Raw genomic sequence first — 10,561 nt, forward strand, 5'->3', positions numbered from 1 at the left:
CGGTCGCTATTTTTCTCATTATTTTCAAGATCATCCTCTTTGATACGGTTGAAAACGCCATCACCTCCTTTGGCTTGATAAGAAGCATCGCCACGCAAGAATCCATAGAGCTGAACTTGTGCGCCCGAAGCAGTGCTAAAACCCAATGGTGATTTCTGAGATGATTCAGTAACAGCAACCGCTTGAGAATTTGGTGCGTTTACAACAGTCGTCGCTGGTGTTGCAGTAACTTGAGGAAGATCATTTTTTTGTTTTGATTGCGGAACATATTGTTCAAGTAAAGCGCGTAGTTCTTTTACTTCATCACGAAGTTGTTGAATCTGTTCTTGCTCACTAGCGGCCTGAGCATTGTTCATCATTAAGGCAGCAACGGTAAACGCCAATCCCTGAATTACGAACGGCTTACGGATGAGAGATAAACTCATGAGAAGCTCCTGTATTGGTGTATATTTCAACATTTTCCACAAGCATAAAATTGGGTAAATTTTGTATGCTTGTCATAGAAAATTCCCCTCACCCTAACAGTAAGGAAAGCCTAATCAATTTTTTAAAAAGGGCGTATTATGCATAAATTTGGAATATTGTGTGTATTTTTTTATTTGAGTCGCAAGTACTACGTCTCACACTTCCAAGTAAATATCATTTCTATTTCATTGTGTTATAAATATATTTCTTTTTCACATAACAAAAACACCCTCTAAAAAATTATTTTCATGCTGTATGAATCGCGTACAAATGCTTACTTTTAACCCAAACCCAAGTCTACGACTAAAAAATCATCCGCAAAAAATATGAATTCCTTTATAGTCTCAAGCAGTGAGAAAGATCAGAAAAGATGAGGAGCTTTTATGAACACGGAACAAGTCCGCCACGTTGATGATGCCATTACTTCACGTCACTCTGTACGCGCATTTTTAGATACGCCTGTTGACGTGCAAACGATTAAAGATATTTTGGCAGTTTCAAGCCGAGCACCTTCTGGAACGAACACGCAACCTTGGAAAGTTTATGTCGTTACAGGTCAAAAACGTGCTGAGATGATTGATCGTGTATGTGCAGCGCAAATTGAACTACATCAAAAACCCCAACTTGCTGATCAGTATAAAGAAACTTTTGCCTACTACCCTGAGACTTGGATTTCGCCATTTATTGATCGTCGCCGTGAAAATGGCTGGGGCCTTTATGGCTTACTGAACATCCAAAAAGGTGAAAAAGAGAAAATGGCGGCACAGCAATTACGTAATTTCCAATTATTTGATGCGCCTGTTGCACTTTATTTCACAGTCAATAAAGCCATGGGGATTGGTTCAAAAATGGATATTTCCATGATGATTCAAAATGTCATGGTTGCAGCAAAAGCTCGTGGATTGGATACCTGCCCACAAGCGGCGTGGAACCATTTTCATCCAATCGTTTTAGATGTGCTGAATGCACCTGATGATGAAGAATTAGTGTGTACTATTGCTTTGGGTTATGCAGATCCCGACCATATTGTAAACACCTTCATTACACCTCGATTACCTGTCGAAGATTTCACCGTATTTATGGATTAAATCTCTTTTAACAGTATCTCTAAGCAGAGATACTGTTTTGCTGTTTTCCAACCTTAAAGATTGCAAATAAACCAGCACTGGTAAAAAGCAGCATCATGATGCCCATATTCAGCGATGCTTTCCAAATAAGAAAATTCAAAATCACCCCACCAAGCAAACCACAGGCAAATTGCATACTGCCCATGATCGCACTCGCAGTTCCAGCTCGAGCACCTTGTTTCGACATTGCCAAAGCCATCGCATTTGGGCCAGTCAAACCAATTCCTGAAACCACTAAAAACAAACCAGACATCAAAAACCACAACGGCGCGTCATGCATTAAGCCTGCACTAACCACCACTAAAGCACCAAAACACTGAATCGATCCGCCTAAGCGTAAGCGTGGAAAAATCCCCATCCGCGTATTTAAATGTTTATTTAATGACGACATCAACATAATCCCAGCAGCATTGAGTGCAAATGCATAAGAGAAATGTTGTTGAGATAAGTGGTATTGCCCCATAAAAACGGCTGATGCTGAACTGATATAACAAAACAAAGCGGCACCTGTTAAACAGCCAGCCAACATTGGTACTCGAAAGCTTTCATCTTTCAAAATGGCAGCATATAAAGTCGTAACTTGATAAGCAGACAATTTTAAACGTCGCTCTACGGGGAGCGACTCTTTAAAAAAGAAATGCACACAGAACCAACAGATCACGCCGATAATCGCTAAGGCAGCAAAAATCACCTGCCATGGGAAAAAGCTTAAAATCCATGCCCCAAACATTGGTGCAAGAATCGGTGCAAGTCCCATCACAATCATCATGCTAGAAAAAGCCTGCGCCGATCCTTGTACATCCAAACGATCACGAATAGCAGCACGAGCAATCACCACACCGACACAACCACCCAGTGCCTGAAAAATACGTGCTGCAATTAACGCCCATTCGTTAGTCACAAAAACACAAGCTAAACTTGCAACGACATAAAGGGCCAAACCAAAATATAATGGTGTTTTTCGTCCAATACGGTCACTGACTGGCCCATAAATTAACTGTCCAATCGCAAGCCCTAAGAAATATGCAGGTAAAGTATTGGCAATCATTTGTGTACTTACCCCAAACTCATCTGCCATTTGCGGCAATGCGGGTAAATACATATCAATTGATAAAGGGCCTAAAGCGGTTAAAAGTGCAAGCAACATAATCCAAGCTGTTGAATACTGTCGTGAATTAGATTGCTCAACCTTCATAATGCTGCACTTTTCAAGTTTATTAATGGTCTTAGCTTAACATTCTCGTCCTAATTTGTGCATAATATTAAAAGCCTGCTAACACTTTAAAAAGGTTATCAGTCCTCCTATATATCAATTGCAAATACAAAAAGGACAGCACTTGAATCCTTGGTTCGGACGATTTAAACAGCTCACCTATAACACCACGTTTATGTATAACGTGCGGATGTTAATCGCCTTTATAGGTACTGCCTTTGTACCCTATTTGCTTGATTTTCAACTGGCAACCATTCCTCTTACGCTAGGCGTTGTCGCAGCGGGCATTAGCGATATCGATGATCGCTTTTCAGTACGGATCATGAACCTCATTTATACTTATATTGGGTTCTTCATCACCGCCGCCTCTGTTCAATTGCTATTCCCTTATCCTGTTGCTTTTGCAATTGGGCTGATTGCCTCTTGTCTTGGATGGATTTTATTAGGTTCTCTCGGCAGACGTTATGCAACCATTGCTTATGGGTGTTTAGTCGTTTCCGTATATACCATGCTAGGTGTTCATCTATTTGAAGATTGGTATCTTCAACCTGCCTTATTGGTGATTGGTGCAGCATGGTATGGACTGATCTCAACCATTAGTTTTTTACTGTTTCCTGTACGACAATTACAAGATCAACTTTCATCTTCATACAATGCCTTGGGTAGCTTTTTATTTGCGAAATCCAATTTGTTTGATGTCGATATGACACCTGCAAGTTACCAGCAAAGTATGATTGATTTGGCCTTGGAAAATGGAAAATTAATTTCCCTTTTTAATAATCTGCGTGTCGCATTAGTTACTCGGCTCAAGGGTGACAGAGGACAGAAAGATACGCGTCGTAGTCTGCAATATTATTTTGTTGCCCAAGATATTCATGAACGTGCTGACTCTGCCCACATTGACTATCAAAAGCTTGCCAAAGTCTTTCAGCACAGTGATATTTTGTTCCGCTTCCAGCGTATTTTAACTATTCAAGGAAAAGCATGTCAGGACTTGGCTCAATGCATCCGACATCGAACACGATATACTCATAACAAGCGCTTTAAGCACAGCTTTGAAAACTTACGACTGTCACTTGAAAAGCTCCGCGAAGATAATCTTTATGATCAGGTCAGGATTAATGCATTATTTGCACTTTATCAAAACCTCAAATCAATTGATGCTCAACTACAAAATCTTGAGACCGAACGTAACTTACAGTCAATCAATGCACAACAAGCTGAAAACCAACTCAAAGATGATGATCTCAAAGGTGTAAATGACATCATTATTCGGGTTAAACAACATTTATCGCCAGAGTCGGTATTATTCCGTCATGCGGTTCGTTTATCGATCGTGTTATTTATCGGCTATGTCTTTATTCAACTGACAAATATTTCGTATGGTTACTGGATTCTATTAACGGCACTCTTTGTGTGCCAACCAAACTTCAACGCCACCAAACGTCGTCTCTATCTTCGTATTATTGGTACTTTGATCGGTATCATCGTTGGTTTAGCTGTAATTTATTTTATCCCTTCCCTCGAAGGTCAATTAGTCATGCTGGTATTGAGTGGTGTATTATTTTTCGAGCTACGCAGTAAACAGTATGCTCAGGCCACTGCTTTTATTACGATTCTAGCATTAATCAATTTTAATCTTGATGGTTCTGCTTTTGCTGCGGGTTTACCTCGATTCGTCGATACTGTTATTGGCTGTGCATTAGCATGGTTTGGTGTCAGCTTTATCTGGCCCGATTGGAAATTCCGTCGTCTCCCACGTACTATCCAAAGATCGTTACAAGCTCAATGCCAATATTTAGCTGAAGTCGTAATGCAGTATCACCAAGGTCGTAATAACGCCTTGAATTATCGTGTCGTCAGAAGAGCTGCGCATAATAATGATGCCGAAGTTGCCTCTTTAATTTCCACACTTGCCACTGAACCAAATATTGACCCAACACAAAAGACTTTGGCTTTTGAGTTTCTATGTCTGAGCCATACGTTCCTGAGTTATGTTGCAGCACTCGGAGCACATCGTGAACAAATTCAAGATCAGGAAGTTCTTTCCTTACTAGATCAAGCACTTGATGATATTCAAGGTGCACTCTTAAGGGATGAAGTGCCTGATTTATCAGCACAAAATATGCTGAGTACAATCAGACAGCGCCTAAGCCGTAATGATGAAAATGATCAAAAATCATTGATTATCTTGCAGCAACTCTCTTTAATGCTCAGTATTCTGCCTCGTTTGAGTATGCTTAAACAAAGTCTACATCATGAGCCAAATGAGGATGGCACTGAGTTTGCTTCTCTCTAACTTATCAGCCATTTGCATAATATCTTTGCATGCTAATTGGTGTTAAACTTAACCTAGTTCTAAACTCATTTTTTATACTATGACCGCCAAAACGCTATACGCTTATACGCTACAACCTGTTCCTTACGAAGTTTCTGAAGTTGAACAACGTCAAGCCCAACTTATGATTTGGCGTAGTACTAACAAATTTAGTCGCAAAACATGGATGATCATGATTGCACTTGTTGCTCTCTCTTTAATCGGTGCTGGACTCATTAAATATTATTCGACTTATTCAACAGTTATTTGTTGGGTCGTAATCATCTCTGTAGCCCTTTTCTATCTTGTAAAAAGATTTGGTCTCGAGTGGTATGTAAAACGCAAAATGAATGAATTTCCAGTTCAGGAAATTAAAGGTATTCGTTTAGGCGTACAACCACACGGCATCGTGATGCGTCAAAAAGTTGGACTACAAGAAGGTACAGCAACCATTGGCTGGAAAGATATTTACGAGTGGTATAGCTCTCCAGATTTTATTTTGGTGAACTTTAAAGTAAAAACTCCTAAAGGCGAAGAACAACAAGGTGCTTATATCTTGCCAAAGCGTATGGATTCTAAGAACTTCTCATTCAATACTGTACGTAAACATTTAAATGAAGTTGTAGGCGCACCGAAGTCAATTTAACTTCTAATTAAAAAAAACCTCTCATTTTGAGAGGTTTTTTTTATGTCATTAAAATTAATCTCTAGGTACTTTTAATTATTTTATAAATCATGCATTCTTCCAATCAGTATTTAAAGCTTTAATATTCATAACATAATTATGCAACAGAATTTTCTTGAAAATAAAAAAATTGCTGAAACTCTAACTCATGTATTCAATGGTACACCAAATATTTTTAGATACTGGGATGAACCTAAAGAAAACTTTATCGATATCTTTATTAGTACAGGTTGTTTGAGTCCAGAACTTACAGCTTACGCAACAATAGGATTATCTGATTTTCCAAATTTGATTGGCTCGAATAAGCTTGATATACGCGTGGAAATCATTGGGATTTGTTTAAGTGATTCAGAGAGTTTTGCGAATGTTTTAAGCACGGCTGCTTTTTGTATCATAAATTCACAGTGGCCCTGCTACCCTACTTCAATTTTTCCTAATATTCTAAGCATGTATGACTGCTCTCGGACAATGCAACATCTATTCTTTACTGATCCATTTCTTTGGGAAGATCAGTTAAAAACGTTGAATTTAGAAACCAAAACTGTAGCTTGGCTTTTAGCAGTGCCTATTTCTGAAGCAGAATATCGATATGCAGCAGAACATGGAGCAGAACAATTAGAAAAACTTTTGGCAAAATATCAAATTGATGTTACTGACATAAATAGAGCCTCTATCTTTTAAAAGTGCCCCCTTAAAAACACATAGATGATATACGTATAAGGATTTGTGTCTGATAATTATTAAAAAGTTAAAATAAATGAGAATCAAAATCAATATTACCTACAAAATCCATATTATATTCTTAATCTTGAGTTATAATTTTTTACATGAACTTCACCATCTTTTCATTTTTCAACCATGATTAAAAAAGTCTTCTTCCAAATCCATTGGTTTTTAGGGGTTACCGCAGGTTTGATTCTCTCTCTTATGGGAGTTACTGGCGCAATTTACTCATACGATCAACAAATTCTAAACTGGCTCAATCAAGACAGCTATGTTGTTGAAGTTGCAACTACACCTAAATTAACCCCTGCTCAGCTTTATCAACATTTCAATCAACAGCAACCAGAGATTGAAATTAATAGCATTACCATCGCCTCTGATCCGACAGCCTCCTCCACCGTCAACATTAAAAAAGAAGGTGCGCGTCGTGGCTATAATATGATGATCAATCCATATACAGCAGAAGTTCTGCCTGAAATCAGAGGTCGAGATACATTACAGTTTATTCAACGACTCCACCGCAATCTAACCGCTGGTGAGTTTGGTGCACAGATTACAGGTGCATCTACACTGATGCTTATTTTCTTTGTACTCAGTGGAATTTACTTAAGATTCCCTAAAAAGCATTCTTTTAAACAATGGTTTTTTATCAAACCTAAATTAAAAGGACGCAACTTTATTTGGGATTTACATGCAGTCGTTGGAACATGGGTAATTATTTTTTATCTGTTATTTGCATGTACAGGTTTATATTGGTCTTATGACTGGTGGCGAGCTGGCATGTTTAAAGTCATGGGGGTTGAGCAGCCACAGCGCAATCAACAACAGAATGAACCTAGAAATAGAAAAAATAAACAACCTGAATTGGCTCAACAACAGGTGAATACTATCCTGACCCAAACATGGACAGGCGTAAATGCACAAATCGGGCGTGAATATTCAAGCCTTACATTGAACATTCCAAAACATGATGATGCAAAAATCGAATTATCATTTGTCGATGCGATTCCACAGCACGAACGCGCACGTAACCAAGCTGTATACAATTACCAAGACAATAAGTTCGAGAAATTTGAACTATATGAAGATAAAAAGCTCAATGAAAAAATTATGAGCAGTATGCTACCTGTACATCGTGGTAGTTTCTTCGGTTCAACTTATCAATTTATTGCGATGCTCGCATCATTGGCAATGCCACTGTTCTTTGTAACAGGTTGGATGCTTTATCTTAAACGTCGCAAGCAGAAAAAATTAACCCAAGCCGCTCGCCAATCGCTGAATACACAGCAAATTGACCCAAATGCAAAGCCTTGGCTGATTACTTATGCATCACAAACAGGTGTAGCTGAACAACTCGCATGGCGTACAGCAACTAGCCTGCAAGAAGCTCAACAACCAACAACCGTAAAACCGATTCAACAGCTCACAGAACAAGACTTGCTCCAAGCTGAACAAATGCTATTTGTGATCAGTACTTATGGAACAGGTGAAGCTCCAGATCTTGCAACTAGCTTTAGTAAAAAATTGATGCAACAAAAATTAGATCTGAACAACATGCAATACGCTGTTTTAGCACTTGGATCTAAAGAATATTCAGATAGCTATTGCAGTTTTGGTCATGCAGTGGATCAATGGTTAAAACAATCCAATGCACAATCACTATTTGAATTAATTGAAGTCGATAATGCTAACGCTGCAGACATCCAGCGCTGGAATCAAGCTCTCTCAGACGTGACTCAGCATGAACTTCATGCGATGAACATCGAAAAAGTATTTGATCAATGGACACTCACCGAACGTTCTGTTTTAAATCCAAATAGTTTAGGACAACCCGCATATAACATTGAATTAACAGCACCTTACGATATCACTTGGCACGCTGGTGATATTGCAGAGATTCAACCTGCTAATACTAGAACGGAAATCCAAACTTTCTTAGAAAAACATCAGATTCCCGCTCAAACACTTGTAAAGTCATCGAATCAGACCATAGAAGAAACACTTTGGGATAAGAATCTACGCGTTGAAATAAAACCATTTTCCAATCTTGAAACTTTGGTTGAACAATTCCCTAGCCTTCCTACGCGTGAATACTCGATTGCAAGTATTCCTTCTCAGCAAGTTATTCGTCTTGTCGTGCGCCAAAAAAGCGATACTCAGGGTCACTTAGGCTTAGGTTCTGGATGGCTTACAGAATTCGTTCAGCTTAAAGAGAAAGTGGCTTTACGTATTCGGACCAATGAATCATTCCATTTAATTGACGACAACCGACCAATTATTTGTATTGGTAATGGAACAGGCATTGCTGGTCTGATGAGTCTATTACAGCAGCGTAATCGTCAAAACTACGTTGAAAACTGGCTTATCTTTGGTGAACGCCAACGTGAATGTGATTTCTTCTATAAAGAAACCATTGATGCTTGGAAAAATATGGGTACATTAAAACGTGTTGATTTAGCGTTCTCAAGAGACCAAGAACAACGAATTTATGTACAAGATCTTTTACGTACAAATGCGGATGAACTCAGTAAATGGATCAATCAAGGTGCTGTTATCTACGTATGCGGCAGCATTGAAGGAATGGCATCAGGTGTCGAACAAGCACTGATTGACATTTTAGGTGACGAAACAGTTGATCAACTTCGCCAGTCAGGTCGCTATCGCCGAGATGTCTATTAATTCACTGTAAGCCCTATAAAAACGAGTGAACTTTCACTCGTTTTTTTACTCTACGATTTGCCTTTCTCATAATTTTGCATAAACTTAGCAGCGTTCAAATCGACAACGATTAAGATTATGCAAATAAGTACTTGGGTTCGTATTTTTTTAGCCCTCATTGGTTCAGTATTATTTTTGGATGGGGCAATTCTGATTGCATTGAAGAAAATTCATATTGGAACGGTTATCCCTTTCCTACTCGGACTGTTTTTTTGTATTTATGCTGCATTTTACTATCATATTGAACGCTTCTTTTTTTACCATTTCCGCTGGCATTCAGTTTGGCGTTTTGGGTGGTTATGTTTTTGGATTTGGTTAATTAGCTTAGGCTATTTTTTTAATTATCTGTCTAAAAACAATACGCAAGCTCAGAATATTGCACCAGTCAAAGCCATTATTGTTTTAGGTAGCGGAATTGAAAATGGTCAACCTTCAGCTACACTAGCAAAACGCTTAGATCGAGCAGCTCCAATCGCCCTTGCCCAGCCAAATGCGAAAGTCGTCGTTTCAGGTGGAGTCGATTTTGGCGAGACAATCAGTGAAGCGAAAGCGATGTCTCAATATCTTCAACAACACTATCGCATCCCAGCATCACAAATCATTTTAGAAAAACAAAGCACTAGTACCGAACTGAACTTAAAAAATAGCCAACTGCTTCTAAACGCACGAAATATCACGATTCAACAACCTATCGCGATCGTCACCAGTGACTTCCACACATTACGTGCAGCTGCAATTGCAAAGAAACAAGGTTATACAAATATCACAATGCTTGGGGCAACAACACCTTTGGAAACTCGCTACAACGCTTGGCTCAGAGAGTATTTTGCTTATGTCAGTGGTTGGGCACTCAATGAATATTGATGCGCACCTATCGCCTAAAATTGATTGCATTTAATTATGCAATCTAATTTCTCGTGGTAAAGGTAATTTTAGCTCAGCGAACACTTCTGGGCGTTGTAAATAAACTTGATATAAAAAATTTTTGATATCTAATAAAAATGCATCAGGGGCAACAAGGAGGTTATTGCCTTCTGGTGTTAAGTCTAGAGATAAAATCGTATTGTTCTCTTTTAAAAAGGGAATCATCTTCTGTATGAGACTCATTAATGATATTTCTTGGACTGAATAATTCGCCCAACTGTCTTTCATCAATAATTTAGCCAATCCCTTACTCTGCCAAATAGATAAGGCATGCTGACCTGAAGGTGTCGCACACAAAGCCCAACCATCGTGATACAAAGCAATCACTTGGCGTTGCATAACAATATTTTCTATAAATTGACGATAAGCATCTTTTGGAGATGTATTTG

General features: G+C 38.7%; 8 protein-coding genes and 1 pseudogene. 6 read left to right on the top strand and 3 right to left on the bottom strand.

The window, feature by feature from the left end; all coding sequences use genetic code 11:
- Window positions 1–425: pseudogene (locus B4237_RS04025) on the bottom strand (DcaP-like protein); the annotation flags it as partial.
- Between the two features lie 423 nt (window positions 426–848).
- Here B4237_RS04025 and B4237_RS04030 point away from each other — a divergent pair.
- A complete protein-coding gene (locus tag B4237_RS04030; protein WP_278595407.1) occupies window positions 849–1,553 on the top strand; it encodes a nitroreductase in 705 nt (234 codons plus the stop codon).
- 19 nt (window positions 1,554–1,572) lie between these two features.
- Here B4237_RS04030 and B4237_RS04035 read toward each other — a convergent pair whose 3' ends face one another.
- Window positions 1,573–2,787, bottom strand: coding sequence for a multidrug effflux MFS transporter (locus B4237_RS04035; RefSeq protein WP_019383797.1), 1,215 nt, complete (start codon window positions 2,785–2,787; stop codon window positions 1,573–1,575).
- A 142-nt stretch (window positions 2,788–2,929) separates the two neighbouring features.
- Between B4237_RS04035 and yccS the strand changes: the two genes are divergently transcribed.
- The 5 genes from yccS to B4237_RS04060 all read left to right on the top strand — a co-directional run bounded on the left by yccS (window position 2,930) and on the right by B4237_RS04060 (window position 10,112).
- Window positions 2,930–5,104, top strand: coding sequence for a YccS family putative transporter (gene yccS / locus B4237_RS04040; protein WP_026094030.1), 2,175 nt, complete (start codon window positions 2,930–2,932; stop codon window positions 5,102–5,104).
- A gap of 79 nt (window positions 5,105–5,183) precedes the next feature.
- On the top strand, window positions 5,184–5,768 hold the full coding sequence (locus B4237_RS04045; protein WP_004877141.1) for a YcxB family protein: 585 nt from the start codon (window positions 5,184–5,186) through the stop codon (window positions 5,766–5,768).
- A gap of 138 nt (window positions 5,769–5,906) precedes the next feature.
- Window positions 5,907–6,488, top strand: coding sequence for a suppressor of fused domain protein (locus tag B4237_RS04050; RefSeq protein WP_278595408.1), 582 nt, complete (start codon window positions 5,907–5,909; stop codon window positions 6,486–6,488).
- Between the two features lie 177 nt (window positions 6,489–6,665).
- Complete coding sequence (locus B4237_RS04055; protein WP_278595409.1) at window positions 6,666–9,209, top strand: sulfite reductase flavoprotein subunit alpha; 2,544 nt, start codon at window positions 6,666–6,668, stop codon at window positions 9,207–9,209.
- A 117-nt stretch (window positions 9,210–9,326) separates the two neighbouring features.
- On the top strand, window positions 9,327–10,112 hold the full coding sequence (locus B4237_RS04060; RefSeq protein ID WP_278595410.1) for a YdcF family protein: 786 nt from the start codon (window positions 9,327–9,329) through the stop codon (window positions 10,110–10,112).
- A gap of 30 nt (window positions 10,113–10,142) precedes the next feature.
- Here the strand turns inward: B4237_RS04060 and B4237_RS04065 are convergent.
- On the bottom strand, window positions 10,143–10,561 hold a 419-nt coding region (locus B4237_RS04065), incomplete at its 5' end, for a DUF2750 domain-containing protein (RefSeq protein WP_286941563.1).

It is taken from the genome of Acinetobacter sp. UBA6526 (genome assembly GCF_002434875.1).
GTDB classification, from domain to species: Bacteria; Pseudomonadota; Gammaproteobacteria; order Pseudomonadales; family Moraxellaceae; genus Acinetobacter; species Acinetobacter venetianus.